This window comes from Brevibacterium antiquum CNRZ 918 (genome assembly GCF_900169145.1).
GTDB classification, from domain to species: Bacteria; Actinomycetota; Actinomycetes; order Actinomycetales; family Brevibacteriaceae; genus Brevibacterium; species Brevibacterium koreense.
On sequence record NZ_FXZD01000007.1, the window covers coordinates 16,411 to 40,169 of the forward strand.

The following is a 23,759-nucleotide window of genomic DNA, read 5'->3' on the forward strand; positions in this document are numbered from 1 at the left end:
TGGTTGTCTTGAATAAGCGATTGCAGAATACAACTGCTCGACACAGCCGATCTCATAGGAGCGACCATGTTCACGGGTGTCGTGGCCAACGCCACCGTCAAGGATTCGAACCGCGCACAGGATTGGTATACGAGGCTGTCCGGTCGAGAACCTGACACGGCACCGATGGCGGGGCTGATCGAATGGCACCTCGGGCCGGGAATCGGCGTCCAGATCTGGGCCGATCCCGATCGCGCCGGATGCTCGAGCGTCGTCATCCACGAATCAGTTCTCGACGCCCTTGCCGATCGGCTCACCGCCGTCGGCTTCGAACATGGGGGCCCGGAGCCAGGCGGTGGGCAGCGGATTCTGCGGATCACCGACCCGGACGGCAACCACATCGTCTTCGCCGGTGAGTGAATATGCATCCGCTGACCGAGACCCTGCACCTGACAACGCACATCGCCTGCCCCGTCGGCGAAGTCTGGTCGGCATTCGCCGACACCGATGTGAGACAGCAGTGGAGCGTGCCCGCTGGTGAAGGCCTCAACTATGACTACGACGATTTCCGTACGGGCGGCAGTGCTCGATACCGGTGTGGGACCCCGGGCGAATTGCAGTTCAGCGCCGCCATTGACTATGTCCGCGTCGAAGAGCAGTCGTATGCCGTTCATACGGATACCGTGTGGCGCGACGAGGACCTTCTGGCCACGGCCCTGATCACCTGGACCTTCTCCGCGGTCCCGGAGGGAACGAGAGTCTCGATCGTCGACCAGGTCGTGTCGTTCGTCGGCACCGGCATGATCGACGGCCACCGTAACGGTCACCGAATCGCCCTTGAGCAGCTAGGCGTTTTCCTCACTAGCCCAGGGGAGGTCGGCACCGGCGCGACCCACCGTGATGGCAGCCCGTCGTGAGGCATTCTCACCGAGGTGCGCAAGCGTGTCCTCGTTCATGTCCTCGAGTCGTGGATGGGTGCCCTGCAGATCGTGCACAAGGGAGGTCATGAAGGAATCTCCGGCGCCGATGGTGTCCCTCACCTTCACGGCCCCTGCCGGAACCCTCACCCTCGCCGAGGCGGTCGAGAGGATCGAGCCCTCCGATCCGCAGGTCAATGCCACCGCTTGGGCCCCGAGGCGAAGGATCTGATCCATCTGAGCATCGGAACTCTGCCCGGGGTAGAGCCAATCCGCGTCGACATCACTGAGTTTGATGACATCAACCCGTGAGGCGAGGGACTCGAACCGAGCCAGCGCCTGCTCCTGGTCGCCGATGATGGTGGGCCGGATGTTGGGGTCGAAGCTCAGCAGTGCGGAGGAGGCTCGTCCGCGCTGGAGAAGCGAATCGACGGCAGCGGCACCGGGAGAGAGGAATGCTGCAATCGAACCGACATGGATTGCCGACCAGTCTGCGCTCTCGACCAGCGACGCATCCGGAGCCCAGCGCAATGAGAAATCGTATTCGGCAGAGCCGTCCGGCGACAGCCGTGCCCGAGCCGTCGAGGTCGAACCAGTCGGGCGCGCATGCACCCGAACAGCCGACTCCCGAAGATGAGCCAGAAGGTACCCGCCGTGAAAGTCATCTCCGACATCGGTGAGCAGCTCAACGTCGGCACCAAGGCGGCCAAGGCCCAGTGCGACGTTCGCCGGAGCTCCGCCCGGGGCATAGCGATCCGGTGCTCCGGCCGAGGAGACGATGTCGATGAGAGCCTCACCGACGACAAGAATGCTCATGGGCTCGATTCTAAGCGCACAGAAGACGATCGAAGGCCTCATCAGCGCTAATAGGACAGATTTCGGTCAGGGTACGACGTTGATTGTGTTTCGTGTCAGTGCCGTCTGGAATCGTTGCCGCATGGACAAAGACACCATGGAGTCAGAAGTCAGAACGATCGTCGATGCAGCCTCAGCTCGCATCCTCACTCCGCGGGAGGGAGAGTGCTTGGTCTGCTATGTCTTCCGCCAGCTCGGCGAATTCGGCTGCGACGGGACACCTCGCTTCGCCCTGACATTTCGGGACCGAACAGCGCCTCGGGCCACTGCGCTGATGGAACGCTTGGGCAGCATGGGCGCCTGCTGCTGTGACTGCGAGGTATTCAACAACGCCTACACATTCGCATCACGCCCGTGGATCACCGGTGCTGCGTTCGGTGCGGACATCGGCACAGGGTTCGAATCTCCAGAGCCAGTCGACCTGCGTGAGGAGTTCGGTATCAACGAGCCGCCCGCGAAGGTCTTCTACCTGTGCTGCCAGTTCGTGCGTCGGGGCTCGACGCAGCCGTGCCCGAACTGGGTACGAATGGGTCGGTGGTGAGAAGAGGGAAGCGAGACTCCGGCAGAATAGGGCACATGTCTCCACGCCTGCCGCTGTTTCTCGACTGTGATCCCGGAATCGACGACGCCATCGCCCTCGGATATCTGCTGTGCCAAGACGACGTCGACATCATCGGCATCGCAGCTTCAGGCGGCAACATGTCCACCGCGCAGGTCAGCGTCAATGCCCAGGGCTGGCTCGAACTCGCCGGACGTACGGATATCCCCGTCCACCCGGGAAGCGAGTTCCCCTCTGCTTGGCCCTCGGAGGACACCGACGGCCAATCCGCGATGTCGCCCAATGTCGAACCCGAATACGCCGACCTCACCCACGGACCCGCGGGGGCCGGATATGCTCAGCTTCCACAGTCGGCGACACCGGTCAGTGCCATCAGCGCCGCTCAGGCCTGGGTCGACGCGGCACGGTCTCACCCCGGTGAACTCATCGGAGTGGTCATCGGACCGACGACGAACCTGTCCCTGGCCCTTGCCATCGAGCCCGAACTGCCCCGCCTGATGAGACGACTCTTCATCATGGGCGGTGCCTTCAACTATCGCGGGAACACTCGGCCGACCACCGAATGGAATGTCACCTTCGATCCCGAGGCGACGGCGAACGTCATCTCCGCTTTCGATCACGCTCAAACTTCTCAGGCCCTGCCGGTGATCGCCCCGATCGAAGCCACCGAAGCTCTTGAGATGACTCCTGCACGGTTGAGAGAGATCCTCGACGGGGCACTGGAACCTCACGACGAACAAGAGGAACCGTCCGCCGTTGGTGAGACATGGAGTCATTGGCTGGCCCAGATGGCCGAAGCCCTGCGCTTCTACTTCGAATTCCACGAATGGGATGGCCTGGGCTACATCGCCCACATCCATGACCCTTTCGTCCTCGCCTGCGCGCTCGAATGGGCACGCAGCGACGAAGTCACACCCACCTCGGCGGGCAGCGACGCACCCATTGTGAACGGAACTCGAGGCACACTGCCCTGGGCGACGACGATCTGCGCGCCCGTCGACGTCGAACTCACCGGTACACTCACACGTGGCGAAACCGTCGCCGATTGGCTGGGACGGTGGGGGAAGGGCGTCAACGCCGAGATCATTTCCACGATCGATGCGCAGACCTTCCTCGACCACCTCGGCGAGACACTGAGCAAAGGACCCCCATCATGACCATGAAATCCCAACAGTCTGGGCAGGGGCCGGCACACACCGTCGGTCCCGCACAAAACCAGAGCATTAAGAATGACAAAAGCCATACACTTCCGCTGACACTGACCTTCCTCGGCACACTCGTCATCCTCGGCACCTATATCGCGGTCCTCCTGACGCAACCGGCCAACCTCGGCACCGATCTGGGACATACGACCCTGTGGGTCATCCTCGGCTACCTGGTCGGAGGAGTTCTCCTGGCAGCCGGCACACTGCCGCTCATCCCGCGCAGCATTCTCGCCCTCATCCCTGTCGCCATCGCCGCCAACATCGTCATCGGGCAGGTCGTCGGCAACGTCACCCCCATCCCGCTCTACCTCGACTCGATCGGAACCGTGATGATCGGCGTCCTCGCCGGCCCCGCAGCCGGTGCATTCACCGGCATCATCTCCAACCTCATCTGGGGAGTCACCCTGAGCCCCAGCGTCATCGCTTTCAGTTCTGGGGCGGCCTTCATCGGTGCCGCAGCAGGGTGGGCCGCACGGCTCGGTGCCTTCCGCACCCCCTGGTTCGCCGTCATCACCGGGGCGCTCGCGGGAATTCCGGCCGGAGCGCTCGGCGCCCCCGTTGCCGCCTACGTCTTCGGCGGCGGTCTGGGCTCGGGCACCGGCGGCGTCGTCGCCATCCTGCAGGCAGCGGGCCTCGAAATGCTCAACGCGACCTTGGCGCAGAGCCTGTTCTCCGACATCATCGACAAGGCGCTGATCTTCGCTTTGGCCTATACGGTCGTGCGCACCCTGCCTCGGCGAATCCTCGACCGGTATCCGTTCACCGACCACAGTCTTTCGCGCAGTTCCCGCGCACCGGTGCGGGTCGGCTGAATGACCGCGACTGTTCTCGACCGGGAACAGCAGGCCAGGCACCGACTTCATCCAGTCACGGAGATCATCGTTCTCGCATGCTCTCTGCTGCTCGTATTCGGCATCCCGTCTCCGGTCGTGCCCACCGCCATCATCGCTGCCACGTTTGTCGCCGCGGTGGCTTCTCCCACGGTGAGACTGCGCGCCTGGGCGATCGGCGTCGGTGTGCTGTGCCTGCCGACGCTGATCGTCCTGTGTCTCGTGCAGGGTCTGTTCTACCCTGGCGCTGAGGTGAGCGTTCTGTGGGAATACGGTCCAGCCCAGCTCACTGTCGAAGGTCTGGCGATCGCCGTTCAGATCTGGTTGCGGGTCACTGCGCTCGTGTCCCTGAGCGCATTCTTCGGTCTCGGCGCCGACTCGGCGCGCCTCTTCGACGGGCTGCGGGCCCTGCGACTGCCCTCGTCGGTGGCCTATGTCTGCGCCTCTGCGATTGGCCTCATCCCGCTCATCCGTACCCGTACTCAGCAGATCATCGAGGCCCGTGCCAGTCGTGGTTGGGACGTCAGCAATTGGACGGTCCGTACACGGCTGCTCCCGAGCATCGTCACCGGCCTGTTCACCTCCGTCCTCATTGAGGTCGAACAGCGTCATGACGTGCTCGAACAACGCGGCCTCGGAGAAGCAACACAGGCGACGTCACTGCAGGATCACCACGACGGGCCGGGCCAACGATTGTTGCGCCGAGGTGTTCCCATCCTCACCTGCGTCCTCGTCGTGTGCTCCGTGGCCGGTGTTCTGCCCCTGCCCACTGCCGACCAGCTGATCGGGGGTGTCTGAGATGATGTCTCTCGAACTCCTCGGAGCCGGCTTCACCTACCGCGGCGGCGCCTCGGCAGCACTGACCGGCATCGACCTTCGCCTGGCCCCAGGACAGATGCATGCGATCCTCGGACCGCTGGGCTCGGGCACGTCCACTCTGGGTAGGCTGATCACAGGATTGTTGAGCGACCGTGGAACCAGCGTGGGGCGCATCCGCGTCGAGGGGGCTGCGGTGATGCTCGGCGATGACCCCGAGGCGCAGCTGAGCGGAATGACGAGCCTCGTCGGTGATGAGGTCCAGCTGCCTGGGCGGCTGCATGGTGATGAGGTCTCGGTGGTCGAGGAGCGTGCGCGGCAGGTCCTGCGCTCACTGGGCATCGGCGATCTGTGGGGGCGACGCCTCGACACTCTCTCGGGTGGTCAGCGGCAGCTGGTCACACTGGCCGGGCTGCTGACCGTGAATCCGTCGCTGCTGGTCCTCGACCAGCCCTCACTGTCCCTGGATCCCGACGCTCGGCGGCGCCTCGGCACGGTGCTGCGGGCTTTCTGCTCCGCTGGAGGCGCGGTTCTCATCACCGCCCATCAGTTCGACGAGGTGACTGAAGCCTGTGACCACCTGAGCGTTTTGGATTCCGGTCGGCTGATCACGACCGACATCTGTCTTGCAGCCCACGAGCTTGAACGATGCGGGATCTGGGACACTCGACCACGTGAACCACATGAGTCATATGAGCCACGCGGGCAGGACCCCTCTGAGCCAGTTGGATCGACTGCTCCGGCAACTGTCGCACTCTCCGTGCGCGGGCTGACTGTCGCCCGGGCTGGGGCCACCGTCCTCAAGCACATCGATCTCGACGTCGCATCCGGTGAGATCGTCACGATCAGGGGATCCAACGGTGCTGGGAAGTCCACCCTCCTGCGCAGCCTCGCCGGTCTCCTCGGAGCTGGAGACCGAACATCGGGCATGATCACCGTTGATGGCAACGGAACCCGGGTCAGCCTCGGTGATGCTCGCGCGCATGAACGAGCACAGCACCTTGGCTGGGTGGGGCAGGACCCGGGCAGTCAGCTTTCAGCCGCGACCGTGCGCGATGAGCTTTTGCATGCCGTGCCCCTGCCCTCACACAGACGCCGCGACCGGGCAACGATCCGCGCCCGGCGACAGGCGGCGGTCACCTCGGCCATGGAGACGACTCATCTGGACACGGTGAGTGAGACCCACCCCTATGATCTGAGCATCGACCTGCGCAAGGACCTGGTGATGGCTTCGGCGCTCATCATGAGCCCGCGGATTCTCCTCCTCGACGAGCCGACTCTGGGCAGAGACGGCAAGGCCATCAACAGGCTGAACAGTTTCATCCGGGATTTCCTCCGCCGAGGCGGGTCCATCCTGGCCACCACCCACGACCGGCGATGGGCCGCAACGACAGCGGATCACATCCTGGAACTGGACGAGGGGCGGCTGCGTGAGGACCGGGAGACCGGGGAGAGGGCAGGAGGGGGATGAGAGGACCGAATCTGCCCCTCCCTCAAGTCGAGGTCACTTCAGCCGGTCAGTTCAGAAGTCGTACGTGGAGTCCGCAGTCGGGGTTTCAGGTCCGTGGATCTTCTGCAGGTGCACGTGTCTGATCAGGCGGATGACGGGACGGATGAGCATCTCGACGCTGCCCAGGACGAATAGGCAGGTTCCCGTGAACACCCATTTGTCGGAGAAGAACATGAAGCTGCCGATGAGGAACCAGATGCCGATGAGAACATCGTTGACGATGCTCAACACCTGATACCGCTGACGGACGACGAGTTCGTCATGGCCGATGCGGATCGTCAGAATGTGGTCGTCATCGGTCATATCGTCCTCCTGGGATGAATTCGCGTGGGACCGATCCGCTGGCGCGAGACCGCGACACGTCCCTGATTCGGTGTTACGTGCGACCAGCGCTGCTTGACCATATCCTCAGACGTTTGCCTCTGCCGTGTCAGTGCCGCGTCGTAGCGTGAGGTCATGGATAAGAACCTGAATTCGTTTGATGCACTGTACGCCGAAGTCGGCAGTCACAGATCCGTGATGCCATGGGACGAGCTGCTCGGCTTCGTCCGCCGATTTCCCCAGATTGCCGCGTTCAACGCGGCTCTCATCGCGCAGCAGAATGCCGGAGCAATCTTCGTCGAAACAGAGCACGCTTGGCAGCAGAAGTACGGCAGGCTGCTCAAGGACGAAGCGGTGGCGCTGATCGTGCTTCACCCCTTCGCTCCGGTGCGCTTCGTCTATGATGTCGAAGACACTCACGGGCCTCCAGTCCCCGATGCCGCGATCAACCCATTCAAAGCAGTTGGTGCACCAACGTGGGACGGGCACCGTCTCGTCATGGATGTCCTTCACCGAAAGGGCCTGGATCTCGCCGGCCTGCCGAAGACGCAGAGTCCCACGGTGAAGTTGCGGCACGTGCTCGATGAGCTGGCGCTGGTCTTTGCCGGCCATCGCGGAGCCTTCCCGAAACTGGGTATAGCCGCTGGTGAGACAGACATCGACGGAAGACAGGCCCGCTTTGAAGCCGAATGCATCACCTGGTTGATAGCCGGACGCCTCGGTCTGAAAATGGCGGCAACCGGATCGTTGAAGGGCTATCTCAAGCACGGCGAACTCTTGCCCCCACTGTCCAGGGACAGGGTCCTGCACGCGGTGAATGCCATCGAGAAGCTCTTTGGTGGGGCACTGAGATTCGCTCAGATTGTCCGCGAGGACGTACCGAGCCTGTTTCCGCTGACCGAACAGTGGTCTCTCTCGTCATAGCCGGTGACACCCACCTGCTGGTACTCGGCGGGAACCCGTGAACCGACCTCTGCAGCTCCCTGGTCAACTGGGCGTTGGACGAGCAGTGGCCCTTGTTGGAAAAGCAGGTATCCTTGATCGAACTATCTCAATGAGGAGACACAATGAGCCGAGCAGTTCAGATCACCTTCGATTGCCACGACCCGATCAAGCTGGCCACCTTCTGGGCAGAGACGCTCGGATATGTCATCCCTGGCCCACCTGGCGTCAGGCTGGACGCCGGCGATGATCCTTTTGCCGCATGGCACGAATTCATCTCGGGTCTGGGCATGAATATGAAGCCGGAGGACTTCCGTGCTGCGATCGAGGATCCGCAAGGACGCGGCCCCCGAATATTCTTCCAGATCGTGCCTGAGGACAAAGCCGTCAAGAACAGAGTCCATCTCGATGTGCGCGCGGCTCCCGGGCTGCAGAATCACGAACGGATGCAAGCGCTGGAAGACGAATGTCGCCGCTTGCAGGACCTAGGTGCACAGCGACTCGAGCGGGTTGATCCCAACCCGCCGATGGAGATTGGATTCATCGTCATGGCCGACCCCGAGGGAAACGAGTTCTGCCTCGACTGACGAGGGCTCTCACCAGCATGAGAACCCTCTGAGAAAGGGGCGGAAAGCGTACCCCCTTGCTACGGTGAAGAGTATGAAGACACAGAGATGGGCCACGCGGGCCGCTGCAGGGACCATGATCCTCGCCTTCGCCCTCACCGGCTGCTCAAGTGAGGACTCAGGCGAGGATCAGACCTCGGGAGCCGAGGACCAGGCCTCGGAGACAGCCGAGTCTCAGAGCGAATCAGGCGACGACGCCGAATCTGGCGACGACGATGCCAGCAGCGATGACGGCGCTGAAGATGCGAAGTCGCAGGACTCGACGACATCCGGCTCCTCAGGGTTGGCCAGTGACGCCGATCTGAGCAAGGAATCACCATCGGTGACCCCTAAGGATGCCATTGCCACCGCGAAGAAGGAAGGAAAGGACGGCACCGTACACGGCATCGAACTCGACTTCGACGAACGCGACAAGGCATGGCAGTACGAGGTCAAGATCATCAACACCACCACTGACTTCGACGTCGAGATCGACGCCGAGACCGGTGACGTCGTCGACGTGGAGAAGGACTCCACGGACGACAAGGAGAAGGCCATCGACCTGAACGACCCGATGACCTTCGACGAGGCGCTCACACTCGCCCAGGACAAGGCCTCGGGTCGACTCGAAGGGTGGAAGCTGGAATCAGACGATGGTCGTATCGAATACCAGTTTGATTTTGATGACAAGGGCCAAGAGATCGAGGTCTCCGTCGACGTCGAATCGAAGAATGTCACCGTCGACGACTGACCACTGCCGCCTCCCGGGCACTGTCAGGACGCAACGTCGCGGCGTAGGCTGGCGCCATGCCCATGCACCCAGTAGCTTCGCCACGGCCGTCGGGGCGTCTCGAGGTCATCGCCGGCCCCATGTTCTCCGGCAAGTCCGAGGAGCTCATGCGCCGAGTCCGGCGAGCAAAGATCGCTGGTGTCAACGTCCTCGTCCTCAGCCACTCTCTCGACACCCGTTCCGATCTCTCGGCGATCACCTCTCACGACGGGATCAACATTCCCGCCGTGCCCGTCGGTGACGTCAGGTCCCTCGGCGAGGTGGCTCGCGCAGAGGATTATGATCTGGTGGCCATCGATGAGGCCCAGTTCTTCGGGCCTGACCTGGTGCCGACCGTATTCGAATTCGTGGAACGTGGTGCCACCGTCATCGTCGAAGGGCTGTGCGTGACGTTTGACGGCGAGCCCTTCGAGCCGATGCCGACATTCATGGCCGTAGCCGAGGACGTCCTCAAACTGACTGCGGTGTGCACGATCTGCGGCAGGGATGCCGTCTTCCACCAACGTGTGGGCACGCCCGGCCTCACGGCTGAGGGCTCGGAATCCCGTGCCACAGACATCGATGCCAGCCATATCGGGGGTCTTGATTCCTATGTCGCACGCTGCCGGGAGCATTTCGCTCCGACGCCTGAGAAGCGAATGGTCCCGATCGTGTGAGAGAAGATGGTCAGTCCTTGATGCTCTCCCACACCCCACGCCAGATCCGGGCCAGGTCCGGAACCTGATAATGGGCATTGAGGCCGCTGGGCTGAGGCACGACATGAAGCGCGATCTCCTCGGGCCAGCCATCGATGAGAGACGTGTCCTGTTTGCCGAGGTGAGCCTTGGGCTGTAGGTATCCGATCCGGAACGAAGTGATCCCAGCGACCGCGACCACCCGAGGGCGGATGACGTCGAGTCGGCGGACAAGCCTGGCCGCACCGTCGCGCAGCTCCTGCTTGTCCAGCTCATCAGCCCGCGCCGTGGCTCTTCCGACGAGGTTGGTGATGCCGATGCCGCGTGCCAGCAGCTGTGCCTCGTCTTCGGCGGCGAGCCCCAAGGAGGCATCGACAAGATGATCGGTCAGACCCGCCTGATGCAGAGACGGCCAGAAGCGGTTGCCCGGTCGGGCGAAGGGCGCATTGACCGCGGCCGTCCACAGGCCCGGGTTGATTCCGACGATGAGCATCGACAGCTCACCCGGGCGCTCGGGGAGGACATCATCGATGGCGTCGGGATTGTCATTGGCGAACTCAGCGAGGTCGCCCTTCGTCGGCTTTCGTCCGCCTAAGGGCGACGGTCGCCGGGAGCTGATGAAATTTTCCTCAATCACGCTGTCCACACTACCGTCGAGTCAGACCGGACGAATCAGCGCCCGCCGACTCAGCACCATCGGGAGACCCATGACCTACGAACACGGGCAGCAGCCTCATCAGCACGTGCGAACGCACGCCGGCGAGTCCGCACCCTTCCACTTCGAGAACAGGTGGAGGGTCAATGCTCGTCTGGCAGACGTATGGTCCGTGCTCTCCGAAATCGAGTCGTGGCCGCAGTGGTGGCCGGGCCTGCCAGTCGCGGTACCCGCCGATGACGAGATCGTGCCCGGAAGCCGCGCCGACATTCAGGTCGACAGCCCGATCGGTGTGACGTTGAGTTTCGGCATCGAACTTCAGGACACAGACCCGCCGAACTTCGTGATGTTCTCCGCCGCCGGCGACCTGAGAGGGACCGGTGTGTGGTCGCTGCAGCAGACGGGCCCGATTACCACGATCAGCTCCGTGTGGTGCGTGACCACCCGGCGCATGTCCATTCGCATGATGCGTCCCGTGGCAACGTGGATGCACTCACGTGTGATGAGCGCCGGGCACCACGGTTTGGTCGCACGACTCAACCGTCTCATGCCCTGAGGCCGACCAGGCATCGATGCCGCCGGTCAAGGACCTCAGACGCACGGACTCCGGTGCCGCGTCGCGCAGCAGCTGCACGGTCTGAGCGGAGCGAGCCCCCGACTTGCAGTGGATGACGATGTTGGCAGAGTTCAGTTCAGACACCGTTTCTAGCGCCTTCCACCCCTTAACCTGCAGCACGCACAGCGGCAGGTGGACGGATCCGGGTATAGCCGCCAGCTGCCGCTCCCATCCGGCACGCACATCGATGAGGAGGCTGGGGGAAGGATCAGCCAGATACTCGTCGACACTGATCTCGTCCTCCCGATCTGCACCGTCATCGTCTGGTTCAAAACGGTCAGCGGCACAGGCCAGCGTCACCTCGGCGAGGTCGGTGACCGGTTCGCGGTCAGGGTCGGGTGAGAACCTCAGCGTGGAGTAGTCGGACTCCAGTGCGTCATAGCGCAGAAGGCGACCGATCAGCGGTGTGCCGATGCCGCAGATGAGTTTCACAGCCTCCGTGGCCATCGCCGAACCGATGGTGCCGCACAGCACCCCGAGCACACCGCCGTCGGCACAGTTGGGTACGGAGTCGGCCTCGGGGATGTCGGGAAACAGGTCGCGCAGCAGCGGCCCATGCCCGGGAACGAAGGTGCTCACCTGACCGGCGAAGCGAAAGATCGTGCCCCAGATGAGTGGGGTGCCGGTGAGTTCGGCCGCATCATTGGACAGGTACCGGGTCGCGAAATTGTCTGCACCGTCGAGGACCAGATCATGGGCACGAAACAACTCGAGCGCATTGTCGGGACTCAACCGCTCCTCGACGGTACGGACCTCGAGCAGCGGATCGAGACGCAGCAGGGCATCACGGGCGGAATCGACCTTGGCCCGCCCGATATCAGCCTCGCGGTGAAGGACCTGGCGCTGCAGGTTCGAAGCTTCGACCACATCATCGTCGATGATCGTGATCGAGCCGATCCCGGCCGCGGCCAGATAGTGCAGGACCGGTGCCCCCAAACCTCCCGCACCGACGACCAGCACCGAGGCGGCCCGGAGTCTGCGCTGTCCCTCGACTCCGATCCCCGGCAAGCTCAGATGCCTGGCGTAGCGGTCGAGCTCCCGCGGGCTCAGAGAATCGGTCGGTTCGACCAGCGGACCCGGATTGTTCGCCGCATTCATGCCGGGGTCACCATCCCGTCGAAGGTCGACGAGGCTAGGGCCAACGGTCGTTTCGGGATGCGCCCGGCGTGGGCGGCCAGGTGACCCGACTCCACGGCAAGGGACATCGCCCGAGCCATGGAGCTGGCATCATGCGCCCGGGTCACCGCAGAGGCCAAAAGGACACCGGTGCAGCCCAGCTCCATCGCCAAAGCCGCATCAGAGGCGGTGCCGATGCCGGCATCAAGGATCACAGGCACCTGGGCGCGGGTGACGATCGTGTCGATGTTGTGAGGGTTGAGGATGCCCAGCCCGCTGCCGATCGGAGCACCTGCGGGCATGACCACCGCGACCCCGGCATCCTCAAGCCTCTTGGCCAGGGCCGGATCGTCGTTCGTATAGGCGAAGACCGTGAAACCGTCGAGGACGAGTTCCTCCGCCGCCCGGAACAGCTCCACCGGATCGGGCAGCAACGTCTCCTCATCGGCGATGACCTCGAGTTTCACCCAGTTCGTCTCGAGCGCCTCCCGAGCCAACTGAGCAGTCAGCACAGCATCCCTGGCCGTGTAGCACCCGGCAGTGTTGGGCAGGATGCGGATACCGAGTCGCTGCAGCAGGGCGAAGACCGAGTCCTGGGCATGACCGTCGTAGCGGCGCAGTGCCACGGTCGTAAGCTCGGTGCCCGATGCTTCGAGGGCTTGTTCGAGGATGCTCAGCGAACGTGCGCCACCGGTGCCCATGACGAGCCGTGAGTTCAGGGTCACCTCGTCGACGTTCCAGCTCATATCAGCCTCCCTGCACTGCGGTGACGATGTCGACGCTGTGTCCCTGGGCGAGGGTGAAGTGCGACCACTGTCCGCGCCTGATCACCTCACCGTCAACGGCGACGGCGATGCCCAGTCGGCTGCCGTCGACGGGGGTGCCATCGGCAGCGATGTCCTTGTCGACGATGCCGGAGACGAGGTCCCTGGCCGTGGTGGGACCGGCGAGTGCGTGGGCCTCGCCGTTGAGCGTAATGGTGATGGTATCGGTCACGGATGGCTCCCTGCTGGTTGCTGGATCAAAACGGTGTGCTGTGTCGCCGGTGCGTTGCTCGGTAGGTTCTGTGAGCCGAAGCGTTCTGGTCCCACCGCGGCCAGGGACCCCGATGGCGCCCATGCTGTGTCGCCTCCGGTGGCAAGGTCGGCGGTGAGATCCGAACCCAGTGGGGCAAGGAGGATGCCGTGCCGGAAGAAGCCGGTGGACACCACGCAGCCGGGATCGATGCGTCCGATGATCGGCACATCATCGGGTGAGCCCGGCCTGGCGCGCGTGGTGATGTCGGTGATGTCGCAGTCGAGGATGGCCGGAACAAGCCGTTCGGCATCGCGGAGCAGCTGGTGGACGCCCCCTGCGTTGGTCCCTGACCGACCGTCCTCACGGCTCGTGGCCCCGAGGACGAGTTCGCCGTCGGGACGGGGCACAATATAGACGGGCCGAGCATTGACCAGACCGCGGATCGTGCGAGTCAGCAGCGGCGTCAGGGCCTCGGGTACCCGGAGCCTGATCACCTCACCCCACACCTGGCGCAGAGGCAGGCGCGGAACCCCCGATATGTCATTGCAGGAGCTGCCCGCGGCGACGATGACCTGATCAGCGGTGAGCCTCGTCCCATCCTCGAGCTCGACGCCGACGGTCCGCCCCGCCGCATTGATCAGAGTGTTGACGCGGGCCCGAACGGTATCGTCACGAAGCACCGCTAGCAGTGCGGCGGTGACCCGACGGGGATCGATCGAATGATCTCCGGGGATCGTCACCGCTCCGCACACCCCGGGGGCCAGAGACGGTTCCAGATCCCGGGCTCGGGACCCGGCGATGAGGGAGACGTCGAAACCGCTGGAACGCTGCAGATCGACGAGTTCACGCAGTGAGGCGAGGTCGGCGCGGTCACCGGCACAGACGAACGTCTCGGCCCTCGAATACCCCAGATCATGACCCGAGGCAGCAGCCAGGTCGGCGGCGAAGTCAGGGTAGAGGTCTGCCGAAGCGCGCATGAGCGGATACAGGGGAGACTGCCCCCACACCACCTCAGCGGCCGGGGCCAACATTCCCGCTGCTGCATGGGAAGCACCCATGGCGGGATTAGGATCGACGACGGTGACGCTGACGCCGCGACGACGCAGCTTCCAGGCAGTGGACAAGCCGATGATTCCGGCTCCCACAACAATGACGTGCACGTGCTTCTCCCTCCGGCGGCATCATCCGCATCAGGTTGAACGGTCGGCACACAGCCCTCTCAGCCTCTTTATGAGGCTCCCGCGAACTCCTCTACTCTAGGAGCATGGTCGCAGATATGACAACGGACGCCGCAGTCCGAGACTCAGACAGAGCCTCCCGACTCGCCCGACTTCGCGATGCCAGGCTCTATGTCTGCACCGATTCCCGCAGCGCGCAGGGTGACCTTCCCGAGTTCCTTGATGCCGCTTACGCCGGTGGTGTCGACATCATGCAGCTGCGCGACAAGGGCCTCGAAGCCCGCGCCGAGATCGAAGCACTCGAAGTGCTCAGGGACGCAGCCCACCGTCATTCGAAACTGTTCTCCGTCAATGATCGCGCGGACGTGGCGCTGCTCGTCGGCGCCGATGTCTTCCACGTCGGGCAGGGAGATCTCACCAGCACGCAGGCCCGCGCGGTCCTCGGCCCGGATGTGATCCTGGGCCGCTCGACCCATTCCATCGACCAGGCGCTCGCCGCCGAGGCAGACCCCGAGGTCGACTATTTCTGCTTGGGCCCCGTGTGGGAGACCCCGACCAAACCCGGCAGGCCAGCCATCGGCACTGACCCCCTGCGTGCGCTCGCCGCCACCGCGAGAAAGCCCTGGTTCGCGATCGGCGGGATCTGCGCGGGCGAGCACCTCGCGAAGGTGAAGGCCACGGGCGCGCAGCGCATCGTCGTCGTCCGTGCGGTGACCGCAGCAGATGATCCCGCGGCCGCGGCCACGGAACTCAAAGAGGCATTGTGAGAGCGCACAGTGTGACAGCGAAGGAATCCAACTGACATGGGAGAGCACGCAGTGAAGATACTCATCGCCGGAGCCGGCGCGACCGGCGGGGCATTCGGAACCCGCCTGTTCGAAGCAGATCGAGATGTGACATTCCTCGTCCGGCCTGCCCGAGCAGAGACGATGCGTGCCGACGGCCTGCGATTCGTGTCTCCCGGAGAGGACCGGACGAACCACATTCCCGTCCTCACCGCGGCGGAGTTGGCCACTGCCGAGGGCCCAGGCTCCACTCGTTTCGATCTTGTGATCGTGGCGGTCAAGGCCAACGGGTTGGAGTCGATCATCGATGACATCAGACCCGCCGTGGGTGAAGGCACACGCATCCTTCCGTTCCTCAACGGCATGGCTCAGATCGACCGGCTGGTTGAGGAGTTCCCCGGCCAGGTGCTCGGCGGTCTGGTCAAGATCGTGGGAACGGTCGAGGACGACGTCGTCCACCAGATGACAGACATGGCGATCATGACCATCGGTGAACTCGGCGGGGGAGCAGTTCCAGAACCCGTTGCTCAGGCTCTTGATGTCCCCGGCTGCAGACTGCAGATCATCGACGAAATCACGAACGCACTGTGGGAGAAATGGATCTTCATCGCCGCTGCCGGAGTCGTCACCTGCCTGTTCCGGGCCCCTGTCGGCGCAATCATGGCAGCCGGGGGCCGGCCGCAGGTCATCCGGATCGTCGACGAGCTCGAAGCCGTTGCGGTGGCCGGGGGACACCCGGTGTCGGCCAAGGCCAGGGACATGACACTGTCCATGCTCACCGCCGAGGACTCCTCATTCACCTCATCGCTCTACCGTGACGTGACTTCGGGACTGCCCAGCGAAACCGAGCACATCCTCGGTCATTTGGCGAGCACGGCTGCTGACCTCAGCGTGGAGACGCCCCTGCTCGACCTCACACTTGTGCAGCTGCGGGCTGGGGAATCGCTGCGACAGAGCTGACTTCCTCGGCGCCGAGGCGCAGCATTGTCAGATACGGTTCACCGGGGACGGTGTGGGTGACTGCATCGGATCCGTGCGGAGCCGTGAACGTCACCATCGGGATCGAATCTCTGCGGTCGAGGACCAGAAGAGTCTCGTACTTGCCTGGTCCGACGGAATGGGCAGAACCGACGGGAAGTTCGCAGGCCAGCGCCTCCAGCGGATTGGCAGATGAGGGTGGCCGATTCATCTCCTGATCGGCGACATCGGCGAATTGTTCGGCAGTGATGAGATATGCCTTTGCAGGTGTGGGGCCCGGTACACGATGGTCGTAGAAGGCCATTCCTCCGCCGCCCCACACGGTGGAGCTGCCAGCGAAGTAGATGGATCCGGGAAGTTCGATGCCCATCTCTGCCAACGGCAGATCGGTGTTCCTCGCGCCGGGATAGGTGACGAATGCACCTGGGGGACGGCCGCCCTGCAGGTAACAGGCGAGCCTGTCACGATGCATGTTCGAACCGTAGCTGACATACCACACGAATGCTTGAGACATCTCTTTCATCATGCCACGTCAACGGTTGGCACTGTCCGATCTGCAGTGTCTCGGTGTGCCGTCCGACCGCCGTCTGCTCGAGCCTTCCTCCTGGCCAAGAGCCCGCGCGTGACTTTCGCAACACCGGTGATGGCAAATGCGATTCCGGATCGAGCGGGACCTCCACGACTGAGTGCAGCAGAACGTCGTCACCTTGCCCGTGCTCACGCCTCGTGAGAACGAGTTCTTCAAGCCAACAGCCCGATCTTCGACAAGCTCGGGCTGCACGCGGGGGAGACGATCAGTTGTCGAGTTGCTTCCGTCCTGCATTGCCTCGACCGCTCCTGAGTGGACCGAGATATTCCCACCTATCTCCACAAGTGGAAATATCTCTCATACTGATCCCCGTTCCAGTGAATATGGACCCCTCGCTAGACTCGCAGCTCAGGGACGCCAGCAGCTGCTGGAGGTCGCAGACGTCTCGAGCCCGATCAGATTCAGTGCTGAATACGAGGAGAACGATGAAACGGCAGCTGCCCGACGTGAAAGAACTCGCCCCTCTCCTGCAGTTCGGTCTGCCCAGGCTCGACCGAGTGGCTGCGCGGCTCGACTCCGCTGCTGATATCTGGGACCTGCGTCGTATCGCGAAGCGGGTGACCCCCACAGCTCCCTTCGACTACGTCGACGGCGGGGCACTCGATGAGTACACGCTGCGCAAGAATCGTCAGGTCTTCGCCGATGTCGAACTCCTCCCACGGATTCTGCACGGGGTCGACGCTCCGAACACATCGACGACGATCGCCGGGCAGCACACAGCGCTGCCATTCGGCATCGCCCCGACCGGCTACACGCGGATGATGCATTCCGAAGGTGAGACAGGGGGAGTCAGGGCGGCGACGAAGGCCGGCATTCCCTTCTCCCTGTCAACGATGGGCACACGGTCCATTGAAGAGGTCGCGCAGGCAGCACCGGGATCCACGCGGTGGTTCCAGCTCTACCTGTGGAAGGACCGCGAGCGCAGCCTCGACCTGCTTCAACGAGCCCAAGCCAGCGGGTATGAGACTCTTCTCGTCACCGTCGACACCCCGATCACCGGACAGCGTCTGCGCGATCACCGCAATGGACTCTCTATCCCGCCGAAGCTGACCCTGAAGACCATGCTCGACGCCTCCTATCGTCCCGGCTGGTGGTTCAACTTCCTCACCACCGAACCACCGAAATATGCCTCCTTGTCGAATACCTCGCAGTCCCTGGCCGAGATGACGCGGACCATGTTCGATCCGACCCTCGACCTTGATGACCTCAAATGGATCCGCGAGCAGTGGAAGGGCTCACTCTTCGTCAAGGGAGTCCTCACCGCCGACGATGCCAGCCGAGCCCGGTCCATCGGCGCCGACGGTCTGGTCGTGTCCAACCACGGAGGACGCCAGCTCGATCGCGCACCCGATTCCCTGACTGCACTGGCAGAGGTGCGAGCGGCGGTCGGAGAAGATATGGAGCTCATCCTCGACTCCGGAATCATGTCCGGTACCGACGTCGTGGCCGCGCTGTGCGCCGGAGCGGACTTCGTGCTCATCGGCCGGGCCTATCTCTACGGCCTCATGGCCGGCGGGCAGCGCGGCGTGGAGAAGGCCATCGACCTCATCCGGGCAGAGATACGAACTGCCATGGGCCTGATGGGTGCCCGAACCGTCTCCGACCTCGGGCCCCACCTCGCCAGGGGACTGCCAACGGTTCCCGACTTGCCCGCTGATATCGCAGGGAAGCGCCTCACGCCTGGAGCAGGCGCTTGAGCAGACGGAACTGCTGACCGGCGGCGGACTCCAGGCCGTCGCCGGTCCGGCTGCTGGCCTCGGTCTGGTGCAGCGCCCATTCGTCGAAGGCCGCCAGCATTGTCGCGGCCGCCAGGGCCTGGAGGTCCGCCGGGCAGTCCGCATCGATCGCACCAGTCTCTCGCCCGATGCCCAGCACCGACGAGATCCACTTCCTGTAGCTGTACTCAAGACTGCTGACGCTGGGATCGGCACGATTGGCATGCACGATCCGCCACAGCAGTCCTAGTGCTTGACTCGTCGGCCAGACACGCAGCACATCATCGAACACGCGTGCCGCAGTCGCCCAGAAGTCCGGGATGAAGTCCGGCGGTTCCGGGGGAGTCCAATCTTTCCTCGCTTGCTCGCGAAGCTCATGGACGACCAGCGACAACAAGGATTCCTTGGAGTCGATGACGTGGTAGAAGGAGCTCTTGCTCATCCCAGCTCCGGAGATGATGCCGTTGAGGGAGGCCTGTTCGAAGGGGCTGGAGGCGAATTCCTTCGCGGCGGCGAGGATCAACGCCTGCCGCTTGGTGCTCGACATGCGTGCGAAGGCAGAAGCTGACGTGATCTTTTCCTCTCCATCCCTGGACCACCCGGTCCAGACAATGCTACCGTGATTGGACCAGGCGGTCCACTTCGCATGCTGACTGCGGACATCGTGACCAGTCGAGGAGATGGCGGCGCGAGGAGATGCGATGATCACGGAAATGCCCTTCGAAGAGCAGTATGAGGCCACGGTGGCCGAGGATGTGCGCATTCTCGTCGTGGGCGCCGGAATCGCCGGGATCACGGTCACCCAGCTGCTGCGCAGGCAAAGCAGACACCCGGTGCTCATTGAGCGTTCGCGCGACTCAGAGACGATGACCGATGACGATCATGCCGGATACATGCTCGCACTCATGCCCATGGTCGACCCGGTCTTCGATGATCTCGGTGTCCGCGAGCACTATCGAGAGAACAGCGTGGCAATCGATCGGTACGCATTCCACGCTCATACCGGTGAAATGCTGCGCGAAGACCGTCTGGGACGTCTGCTGGCCCGCTATGGGGAATACAGAGGAATTGCCAGGGGAGAACTCATCGCTGTCCTCTCGGCCGGCACATGTCCCGTCTCCTTCGACTCATCGCTGGTCTCCCTTGCTGCAGCTGACTTCGCAGCCGAGCCTGCAGCCGACTCGGTACCTCGCCCGACCCGGGTGGAGGTACGCACAGGCGTCCACAGCGAGGACAATCATCTGCACAGCGCGGAGTTCGACCTCGTCATCATCGCAGACGGTCTGGGTTCCCACAGCAGACGCCTCGTTCCGGGAGGCTCATCCGAGAGCTCGGTCGACACGGCTTGGGGCGGGTGGGTTGCCTGGGCTCCGGCAGATGCGGATACCGACCAGGTCGACGAACTCTGGGGCGAGGGCTTCTTTCTCGGTGCCTACCCGGTCAAGGGCAGAACCGGAATCTTCCTTGGCGCTCTAGACTCACGGGAACCTCTGGGCGCGAAGCGCTTCGTCGCCGAGGTCCGCAGCAAGCTCACCACGCTGAGTCCCAGGATCGACGCGGCCCTGACCGCCGTCGCTGAGGCAGAGGACCCATATTTCTGGTTGCTCCGAGACTCTCGCAGCGCGCAGTGGGCCACCGGAAACACGGTCCTCCTCGGAGATGCCGCGGCGGGATTCCTCCCCACGGCCGGAATCGGTGCCGGAATGTCGATGGAATCGGCGCGGATGCTCGCGGCATCGCTCGAATCCACCTCACCGGCGCGACTGCCCGCCGCGCTGGCCCGCTTCGAAGCCGTCCAACGACCCAGGGTCGAACAGGCACAGTCCACCTCTCGCCAACTCGCTCGACTCATGTTCTACCTGCCCGGGGCTCTCGCCGGTCTACGGGGGCTCATCGTCAAGCTGGTGAGCGTCAAGTCTGCGTTGGCACCGATCATCGACCTCCTCAAGCACCCGGCCAGGCCGGACGAGGTGCGCAGCCCCGAGAGCTGAATGTGGTAAAAATGGCCGGGGTCCGAACGGGACACCGGTCGCACGACAGTCAAGGGACACGATGAAAGAAGCAGCCACCTTCGCGAGGGAGAAGCGCGAACTCACACGGGGGCTGAAGTCACGGCACCTGCAGATGATCGCAATCGGCGGTGCCATCGGCACCGGACTCTTCCTCGGCTCCGGCGGCACGATCTCACAGGCAGGACCCGGCGGTGCACTCCTGGCCTACGCCGCGATCGGGATCATGGTCCTCTTCGTCATGCAGTCCCTGGGAGAGATGTCGACCCATCTGCCCGTGGCGGGTTCCTTCCACACCTACGGCTCGAAATACGTCAGCCCCTCGTTCGGATTCGCCATGGGCTGGAACTACTGGTTCAACTGGGCGATCACGCTCGCCGCGGAACTCGTTGCGGCCGGAGTCATCATGTCCTTCTGGATGCCCAATGTCCCCTCCTGGGTCTGGGCTGCGATCTTCCTCGCCCTGCTCACCGGACTCAACTTCCTCTCGGCCAAGGCCTTCGGTGAAGGCGAATTCTGGTTTGCAGCCATCAAGGTCACCGCGGTCCTCGCGTTCCTCGTTCTGGGCGTGCTCATGATTGTGGGCATCATCGGCGGCGAGTCGCCAGGCATGAGCAATTGGACGCGAGACGAGGCACCGTTTGTGGGCGGCTGGGTCTCGATCATCAGCGTGTTCATGATCGCCGGCTTCTCCTTCCAGGGCACGGAGCTCGTCGGCGTCACCGCGGGGGAGTCGAGCAACCCGCGCCGTGATATGCCGCGAGCCATCCGCACCGTGTTCTGGCGCATCATGCTCTTCTATATCGGCGCAATCATCATCATCGGCTTCCTCCTGCCCTACTCCGACCCCTCGCTGCTGGCCTCGGCGAACAACGAGGACGTCACCGCCTCACCCTTCACCCTCGTCTTCGAACGCGCCGGAATCGCAGTGGCCGCATCGGTGATGAACGCTGTCATCCTCACCGCGATCCTCTCCGCCGGAAACTCAGGGCTCTATGCCTCGACCCGCATGCTCTATGCGATGGCCAGGGAAGGCATGGCGCCGAGGCTGTTCGCCAGACTCAATGAACGCGGAGTTCCTGTCATGGCGCTGCTGGCCACCGCCGTCATCGGTCTGTTCGGATTCCTGTCGGAGGTGATGGGTGACGGAGGGGGCTACACGTGGCTGATCAATGTCTCCGGGCTCTCCGGGTTCATCGTCTGGGTCGGCATCGCCTGGTGCCATTTCCGGTTCCGTCGCGCCTACCTCAGGCAGGGTCACGACCTCGCGGACCTGCCGTATCGGGCGCCGCTGTTTCCGATCGGGCCGATCATCGCTCTGGTGATGCTGGTCATCGTCATCATCGGCCAGAACGTCCAGGCGATCGTCGAGGGCCGGGTCCTCGAAGTGGCCTCGGCCTACATCGGACTGCCCGCCTTCCTTCTGCTGTGGCTCATCCACCGGCTGGTCACCGGCGCCTCCTCACGCACTGTGGGCCTCGATGAGATGGACGTCGCAGGTCTCGAGATCAAGCCCTAGCTCTAGCGGGATACGGGCTGTCGCACCCGTTTGTCGCGGGGATCCTGCGCATACGTTAAGCTAGGCTTGCCTAACTCACGAAGAAGGATCACATGCGCAGAATTCTCGCCCCCATGCTCGCCTCCGTACTCCTGCTCGCCGCCTGTGGTGGCAGTGGCGGTGGTGAAGAAGAAGCGGTTTCCGGCGCCGTTGTCGACACCAAATTCGGTTCAGTCGAGGTCCCGCAGGACCCGCAGAAGGTCGTGGCCCTGGGGTGGGGAGATGCCGAAACCGCCCTGGCCCTCGGTGTGCAGCCGGTCGGGGCCTCCGACTGGGTGGAGTTCGGCGGCAAGGGTGTTGGCCCCTGGGCCCAGGACCTCTACGACCAGGCACCGGAGATCATCGCGACGATGGAACCCGATTTCGAAAAGATCGCGGCTCTCGAACCCGACCTCATCCTCGACACGAAGAGCTCCGGTGAGCAGAAGCGCTATGACCGCCTCTCAGAGATCGCCCCGACGGTGGGGGCACCTGAAGGTGGAGACAACTACCTGACGACAATGGATCAGCAGGTCGACCTCGTCTCCCAGGCTTTGGGCAGAGAAGACGAAGGCAAGAAGGTGCTGAAGGATCTCGACGAGAAATTTGACGCCGTCCGTGGGGCCCATCCGGAGTTCGACGGGAAATCCGTGAGCGTGGCCGCGAAGACCTCAGAAGGCTGGGGAGCCTATGTCGAAGGTTCCGAACGCGTGCAGTTCATGGAAAAGCTCGGATTCATACAGTCGAAGAATGTCGCGGCCCTCAAACCCGAGGGCTTCACCGCCACCGTGTCCGAGGAGAAGCTCGACGATCTCGACGCGGACCTGCTCGTGGCCTTCCCGATCTACATCCCCGACACTGATATCACCAAGGATGCTGCCTTCAAGCGGATCCCGGCGGTCGAGGATGGGCATGCCCTGGTGCTGACCGAGGACCTCAACGACGTTCGACAGGCATTCTCACTCAACTCGGTGCTCTCCGCCTCGTACGCGGCAGACAAGATGCCCGAGCTCGTCGCAGACGCACTCAAATAGAGGGGCGGGCACTCAACCGGCCGTCGATGCTCTCACATTGCGGCACGCCACGCACCAAGGCCGATATCGATGATGCGGGCGTGCCGCACGCCTGCCAGCGAATCGATGGCCAGCCATTCGGCCCGGTCCGTGGTGCCGTCGACCTCAAGAGTCCCCAGCGTGCCGGCGGTGACGCGAGCCTCATAGACGATCCGAACTCCCTTGAACGGACGTGAGGCTGACCTGCGACGGGAGGAATTGCTGCGGTGCTCCGTGAATGTGTGAGTCGTGAGCGGGCGCACCAGCTCGGCGTCGAAGCCCGTCTCCTCTTTGATCTCGCGGATCGTGCCGGCCTCGATGCTCTCATGGAACTCGATTCCACCGCCGGGCAGAGTCCACAGCGCATGGGCCGGTTCTTTGCCGCCGTTGAACCAGCTGAGAAGGATTTCCCGGTCCTGGTTGACGATCACCGCGTACCCGGCCAGTCGTGTGTCGTAATCGGAGAAGTGCATGGACTCAGCCTACCTGTGAGTATCTCTTCCCACGCC

The 23,759-nt window shown here is 63.5% G+C and carries 28 protein-coding genes and 1 riboswitch; of the genes, 18 read left to right on the plus strand and 10 right to left on the minus strand.

Features of this window, described 5'->3' with window-relative positions; genetic code table 11:
• The first annotated feature begins 66 nt into the window (after positions 1–66).
• Positions 67–399, plus strand: coding sequence for a VOC family protein (locus BANT918_RS10820; RefSeq protein ID WP_101620263.1), 333 nt, complete (start codon positions 67–69; stop codon positions 397–399).
• A 2-nt stretch (positions 400–401) separates the two neighbouring features.
• The gene (locus tag BANT918_RS10825) at positions 402–896 is read left to right on the plus strand and encodes an SRPBCC domain-containing protein (protein WP_101620264.1); all 495 of its coding nucleotides are present in this window, start codon (positions 402–404) and stop codon (positions 894–896) included.
• Here BANT918_RS10825 and BANT918_RS10830 read toward each other — a convergent pair.
• A complete protein-coding gene (locus BANT918_RS10830) occupies positions 825–1,712 on the minus strand; it encodes a carbohydrate kinase family protein (protein WP_101620265.1) in 888 nt (295 codons plus the stop codon). The two genes, BANT918_RS10825 and BANT918_RS10830, sit on opposite strands and share 72 nt — an antisense overlap.
• Before the next feature lie 121 nt (positions 1,713–1,833).
• Between BANT918_RS10830 and BANT918_RS10835 the strand changes: the two genes are divergently transcribed.
• From BANT918_RS10835 to BANT918_RS10855, 5 genes are read left to right on the plus strand one after another with little or no spacing between them, the layout of a single operon-like run.
• Positions 1,834–2,292, plus strand: coding sequence for a DUF2695 domain-containing protein (locus BANT918_RS10835; protein ID WP_167389448.1), 459 nt, complete (start codon positions 1,834–1,836; stop codon positions 2,290–2,292).
• Between the two features lie 35 nt (positions 2,293–2,327).
• Positions 2,328–3,467, plus strand: a complete 1,140-nt coding sequence (locus BANT918_RS10840) for a nucleoside hydrolase (RefSeq protein ID WP_101620266.1) — start codon at positions 2,328–2,330, stop codon at positions 3,465–3,467.
• The gene (locus BANT918_RS10845; protein WP_101620267.1) at positions 3,464–4,327 is read left to right on the plus strand and encodes a histidine kinase; all 864 of its coding nucleotides are present in this window, start codon (positions 3,464–3,466) and stop codon (positions 4,325–4,327) included. Before BANT918_RS10840 ends, BANT918_RS10845 begins: the two co-directional genes overlap by 4 nt.
• Positions 4,328–5,143, plus strand: a complete 816-nt coding sequence (locus BANT918_RS10850) for an energy-coupling factor transporter transmembrane component T family protein (RefSeq protein WP_101620268.1) — start codon at positions 4,328–4,330, stop codon at positions 5,141–5,143.
• A gap of 1 nt (position 5,144) precedes the next feature.
• Positions 5,145–6,632: an ATP-binding cassette domain-containing protein gene (locus tag BANT918_RS10855; protein ID WP_101620269.1), complete on the plus strand. Its 1,488-nt coding sequence runs from the start codon at positions 5,145–5,147 to the stop codon at positions 6,630–6,632.
• A gap of 51 nt (positions 6,633–6,683) precedes the next feature.
• On the opposite strand, the gene BANT918_RS10860 is transcribed toward BANT918_RS10855, so the two are convergent.
• Entirely contained in the window at positions 6,684–6,974 is a 291-nt protein-coding gene (locus BANT918_RS10860; protein ID WP_101620270.1) for a YrhK family protein, read from the minus strand.
• 153 nt (positions 6,975–7,127) lie between these two features.
• On the opposite strand from BANT918_RS10860, the gene BANT918_RS10865 reads away from it, so the two are divergent.
• The 4 genes from BANT918_RS10865 to BANT918_RS10880 all read left to right on the plus strand — a co-directional run bounded on the left by BANT918_RS10865 (position 7,128) and on the right by BANT918_RS10880 (position 9,985).
• Entirely contained in the window at positions 7,128–7,916 is a 789-nt protein-coding gene (locus BANT918_RS10865; RefSeq protein WP_101620271.1) for a hypothetical protein, read from the plus strand.
• 143 nt (positions 7,917–8,059) lie between these two features.
• The gene (locus BANT918_RS10870; RefSeq protein WP_101620272.1) at positions 8,060–8,521 is read left to right on the plus strand and encodes a VOC family protein; all 462 of its coding nucleotides are present in this window, start codon (positions 8,060–8,062) and stop codon (positions 8,519–8,521) included.
• 73 nt (positions 8,522–8,594) lie between these two features.
• The gene (locus tag BANT918_RS10875; protein WP_101620273.1) at positions 8,595–9,290 is read left to right on the plus strand and encodes a PepSY domain-containing protein; all 696 of its coding nucleotides are present in this window, start codon (positions 8,595–8,597) and stop codon (positions 9,288–9,290) included.
• A gap of 62 nt (positions 9,291–9,352) precedes the next feature.
• Entirely contained in the window at positions 9,353–9,985 is a 633-nt protein-coding gene (locus tag BANT918_RS10880) for a thymidine kinase (protein WP_101620451.1), read from the plus strand.
• A gap of 10 nt (positions 9,986–9,995) precedes the next feature.
• Here the strand turns inward: BANT918_RS10880 and BANT918_RS10885 are convergent, their stop codons facing one another.
• Entirely contained in the window at positions 9,996–10,640 is a 645-nt protein-coding gene (locus BANT918_RS10885; protein ID WP_208618086.1) for a mismatch-specific DNA-glycosylase, read from the minus strand.
• A 70-nt stretch (positions 10,641–10,710) separates the two neighbouring features.
• On the opposite strand from BANT918_RS10885, the gene BANT918_RS10890 reads away from it, so the two are divergent.
• On the plus strand, positions 10,711–11,214 hold the full coding sequence (locus tag BANT918_RS10890) for an SRPBCC family protein (RefSeq protein ID WP_101620274.1): 504 nt from the start codon (positions 10,711–10,713) through the stop codon (positions 11,212–11,214).
• Here the strand turns inward: BANT918_RS10890 and moeB are convergent.
• The 4 genes from moeB to thiO all read right to left on the minus strand — a co-directional run bounded on the left by moeB (position 11,152) and on the right by thiO (position 14,567).
• Entirely contained in the window at positions 11,152–12,372 is a 1,221-nt protein-coding gene (moeB, locus tag BANT918_RS10895; protein ID WP_101620275.1) for a molybdopterin-synthase adenylyltransferase MoeB, read from the minus strand. The two genes, BANT918_RS10890 and moeB, sit on opposite strands and share 63 nt — an antisense overlap.
• Positions 12,369–13,136 carry a thiazole synthase gene (locus BANT918_RS10900; RefSeq protein ID WP_101620276.1) on the minus strand — a complete coding sequence of 256 codons (768 nt, stop codon included), beginning with the start codon at positions 13,134–13,136 and terminating at the stop codon, positions 12,369–12,371. The genes moeB and BANT918_RS10900 overlap by 4 nt, the downstream gene beginning before the upstream one ends.
• Position 13,137: 1 nt before the next feature.
• The gene (gene thiS / locus BANT918_RS10905; RefSeq protein ID WP_167389446.1) at positions 13,138–13,386 is read right to left on the minus strand and encodes a sulfur carrier protein ThiS; all 249 of its coding nucleotides are present in this window, start codon (positions 13,384–13,386) and stop codon (positions 13,138–13,140) included.
• Complete coding sequence (gene thiO, locus BANT918_RS10910) at positions 13,383–14,567, minus strand: glycine oxidase ThiO (RefSeq protein ID WP_101620453.1); 1,185 nt, start codon at positions 14,565–14,567, stop codon at positions 13,383–13,385. Before thiO ends, thiS begins: the two co-directional genes overlap by 4 nt.
• Positions 14,558–14,660, minus strand: a riboswitch (TPP riboswitch). Its footprint overlaps the gene before it by 10 nt.
• A gap of 23 nt (positions 14,661–14,683) precedes the next feature.
• On the opposite strand from thiO, the gene thiE reads away from it, so the two are divergent.
• Both thiE and BANT918_RS10920 read left to right on the plus strand, forming a co-directional pair.
• Positions 14,684–15,352, plus strand: coding sequence for a thiamine phosphate synthase (gene thiE, locus BANT918_RS10915; RefSeq protein WP_101620454.1), 669 nt, complete (start codon positions 14,684–14,686; stop codon positions 15,350–15,352).
• A gap of 36 nt (positions 15,353–15,388) precedes the next feature.
• Positions 15,389–16,330, plus strand: a complete 942-nt coding sequence (locus tag BANT918_RS10920; protein WP_101620278.1) for a 2-dehydropantoate 2-reductase — start codon at positions 15,389–15,391, stop codon at positions 16,328–16,330.
• On the opposite strand, the gene BANT918_RS10925 is transcribed toward BANT918_RS10920, so the two are convergent.
• A complete protein-coding gene (locus BANT918_RS10925) occupies positions 16,284–16,862 on the minus strand; it encodes a histone deacetylase (RefSeq protein WP_101620455.1) in 579 nt (192 codons plus the stop codon). The two genes, BANT918_RS10920 and BANT918_RS10925, sit on opposite strands and share 47 nt — an antisense overlap.
• A 500-nt stretch (positions 16,863–17,362) precedes the next feature.
• On the opposite strand from BANT918_RS10925, the gene BANT918_RS10935 reads away from it, so the two are divergent.
• Positions 17,363–18,634: an alpha-hydroxy acid oxidase gene (locus BANT918_RS10935; RefSeq protein ID WP_101620279.1), complete on the plus strand. Its 1,272-nt coding sequence runs from the start codon at positions 17,363–17,365 to the stop codon at positions 18,632–18,634.
• On the opposite strand, the gene BANT918_RS10940 is transcribed toward BANT918_RS10935, so the two are convergent.
• A complete protein-coding gene (locus BANT918_RS10940) occupies positions 18,612–19,199 on the minus strand; it encodes a TetR/AcrR family transcriptional regulator (RefSeq protein ID WP_167389449.1) in 588 nt (195 codons plus the stop codon). The genes BANT918_RS10935 and BANT918_RS10940 overlap by 23 nt on opposite strands.
• Before the next feature lie 154 nt (positions 19,200–19,353).
• Between BANT918_RS10940 and BANT918_RS10945 the strand changes: the two genes are divergently transcribed.
• The 3 genes from BANT918_RS10945 (at position 19,354) to BANT918_RS10955 (ending at position 23,232) form a co-directional block, all read left to right on the plus strand.
• Positions 19,354–20,643, plus strand: a complete 1,290-nt coding sequence (locus BANT918_RS10945) for an FAD-dependent oxidoreductase (protein WP_101620280.1) — start codon at positions 19,354–19,356, stop codon at positions 20,641–20,643.
• A gap of 61 nt (positions 20,644–20,704) precedes the next feature.
• Positions 20,705–22,180 (plus strand): amino acid permease, encoded by a 1,476-nt coding sequence (locus BANT918_RS10950; protein WP_101620281.1) that lies wholly within the window; start codon positions 20,705–20,707, stop codon positions 22,178–22,180.
• A gap of 92 nt (positions 22,181–22,272) precedes the next feature.
• Positions 22,273–23,232 (plus strand): iron-siderophore ABC transporter substrate-binding protein, encoded by a 960-nt coding sequence (locus BANT918_RS10955; protein WP_101620282.1) that lies wholly within the window; start codon positions 22,273–22,275, stop codon positions 23,230–23,232.
• 32 nt (positions 23,233–23,264) lie between these two features.
• Here BANT918_RS10955 and BANT918_RS10960 read toward each other — a convergent pair whose 3' ends face one another.
• Entirely contained in the window at positions 23,265–23,723 is a 459-nt protein-coding gene (locus BANT918_RS10960) for an NUDIX hydrolase (RefSeq protein ID WP_101620283.1), read from the minus strand.
• Positions 23,724–23,759 lie beyond the last annotated feature (36 nt).

Excerpts from the sequence above, each read along its gene's own strand:
- BANT918_RS10820 (WP_101620263.1), top strand. The coding sequence starts at position 67 with ATGTTCACGGGTGTCGTGGCCAACGCCACCGTCAAGGATTCGAACCGC.
- BANT918_RS10825 (WP_101620264.1), top strand. The coding sequence starts at position 402 with ATGCATCCGCTGACCGAGACCCTGCACCTGACAACGCACATCGCCTGC.
- BANT918_RS10830 (WP_101620265.1), bottom strand. The coding sequence starts at position 1,712 with ATGAGCATTCTTGTCGTCGGTGAGGCTCTCATCGACATCGTCTCCTCG.
- BANT918_RS10835 (WP_167389448.1), top strand. The coding sequence starts at position 1,834 with ATGGACAAAGACACCATGGAGTCAGAAGTCAGAACGATCGTCGATGCA.
- BANT918_RS10840 (WP_101620266.1), top strand. The coding sequence starts at position 2,328 with ATGTCTCCACGCCTGCCGCTGTTTCTCGACTGTGATCCCGGAATCGAC.
- BANT918_RS10845 (WP_101620267.1), top strand. The coding sequence starts at position 3,464 with ATGACCATGAAATCCCAACAGTCTGGGCAGGGGCCGGCACACACCGTC.
- BANT918_RS10850 (WP_101620268.1), top strand. The coding sequence starts at position 4,328 with ATGACCGCGACTGTTCTCGACCGGGAACAGCAGGCCAGGCACCGACTT.
- BANT918_RS10855 (WP_101620269.1), top strand. The coding sequence starts at position 5,145 with ATGATGTCTCTCGAACTCCTCGGAGCCGGCTTCACCTACCGCGGCGGC.
- BANT918_RS10860 (WP_101620270.1), bottom strand. The coding sequence starts at position 6,974 with ATGACCGATGACGACCACATTCTGACGATCCGCATCGGCCATGACGAA.
- BANT918_RS10865 (WP_101620271.1), top strand. The coding sequence starts at position 7,128 with ATGGATAAGAACCTGAATTCGTTTGATGCACTGTACGCCGAAGTCGGC.
- BANT918_RS10870 (WP_101620272.1), top strand. The coding sequence starts at position 8,060 with ATGAGCCGAGCAGTTCAGATCACCTTCGATTGCCACGACCCGATCAAG.
- BANT918_RS10875 (WP_101620273.1), top strand. The coding sequence starts at position 8,595 with ATGAAGACACAGAGATGGGCCACGCGGGCCGCTGCAGGGACCATGATC.
- BANT918_RS10880 (WP_101620451.1), top strand. The coding sequence starts at position 9,353 with ATGCACCCAGTAGCTTCGCCACGGCCGTCGGGGCGTCTCGAGGTCATC.
- BANT918_RS10890 (WP_101620274.1), top strand. The coding sequence starts at position 10,711 with ATGACCTACGAACACGGGCAGCAGCCTCATCAGCACGTGCGAACGCAC.
- moeB (WP_101620275.1), bottom strand. The coding sequence starts at position 12,372 with ATGAATGCGGCGAACAATCCGGGTCCGCTGGTCGAACCGACCGATTCT.
- BANT918_RS10900 (WP_101620276.1), bottom strand. The coding sequence starts at position 13,136 with ATGAGCTGGAACGTCGACGAGGTGACCCTGAACTCACGGCTCGTCATG.
- thiE (WP_101620454.1), top strand. The coding sequence starts at position 14,684 with ATGACAACGGACGCCGCAGTCCGAGACTCAGACAGAGCCTCCCGACTC.
- BANT918_RS10920 (WP_101620278.1), top strand. The coding sequence starts at position 15,389 with ATGGGAGAGCACGCAGTGAAGATACTCATCGCCGGAGCCGGCGCGACC.
- BANT918_RS10925 (WP_101620455.1), bottom strand. The coding sequence starts at position 16,862 with ATGTCTCAAGCATTCGTGTGGTATGTCAGCTACGGTTCGAACATGCAT.
- BANT918_RS10935 (WP_101620279.1), top strand. The coding sequence starts at position 17,363 with ATGAAACGGCAGCTGCCCGACGTGAAAGAACTCGCCCCTCTCCTGCAG.
- BANT918_RS10940 (WP_167389449.1), bottom strand. The coding sequence starts at position 19,199 with ATGTCGAGCACCAAGCGGCAGGCGTTGATCCTCGCCGCCGCGAAGGAA.
- BANT918_RS10945 (WP_101620280.1), top strand. The coding sequence starts at position 19,354 with ATGATCACGGAAATGCCCTTCGAAGAGCAGTATGAGGCCACGGTGGCC.
- BANT918_RS10950 (WP_101620281.1), top strand. The coding sequence starts at position 20,705 with ATGAAAGAAGCAGCCACCTTCGCGAGGGAGAAGCGCGAACTCACACGG.
- BANT918_RS10955 (WP_101620282.1), top strand. The coding sequence starts at position 22,273 with ATGCGCAGAATTCTCGCCCCCATGCTCGCCTCCGTACTCCTGCTCGCC.
- BANT918_RS10960 (WP_101620283.1), bottom strand. The coding sequence starts at position 23,723 with ATGCACTTCTCCGATTACGACACACGACTGGCCGGGTACGCGGTGATC.